General features: G+C 43.6%; 1 protein-coding gene. It reads right to left on the minus strand.

The genetic code is table 11. The annotated features are described in order from the left end of the window. A partial coding sequence (locus R7Z50_RS27740) for an ABC transporter ATP-binding protein (RefSeq protein WP_318149787.1) occupies positions 1-685 on the minus strand: 685 nt, incomplete at both ends.

Raw genomic sequence — 685 nt, forward strand, 5'->3', positions numbered from 1 at the left:
GCTCTTGAACAGGGGACAACATAAACCATAGATAACCAAATACAGCGAAAATTTGGCCAATTGTTAGGTCACTAAACATCACCATTAACATGGCAACCGCACGGAATAATTCAAAACCAATTAAGAAGAGCAAGAAAGAAACTCGACCAGCCGCTTCTGATTGCCAGGCGTATTTGTCAGCATCGACGCGGACTTGATTGGCGCTCTCTTTTAGCTGCTGAAGAAATTCGCGCTCTTTATTGGCAGCGCGCAGCTGGTAAATACCATCCAACGTTTCTACCAGTCGGTTTTGGAAAATTTCGAACGAGTGGTTTTCTTTACGCTTGAGATGCTTGACCATACTGCCAAGTTTGCGAGAGAAATAAATGACAATAGGGTTTACGAGTAGAATAAATAAGCCCAGACGCCAATCTAGCCAAAGCAGAACGATAGCGGTGCCGATGACGGTCAAAAAGCTGATAACAAACTTTGCGAGTGTCGAACCAACAAATTGATCGATGGTTTCTATATCAGTAATAAGGTGGGCGTTAATTCCTCCACTGCCTTTGGTTTCGTACTGACGAATACTGATTCGACCCAATTTGTCGATCATTTTACTGCGCATCTCAAACGTAATGGTTTTCGATACCAGTGTGAATTGACGACTTTGAACAATGTTCAACGCTTGGCTTGCTGCGCGCATGAG

The organism is Vibrio sp. 1249-1, assembly GCF_033340495.1.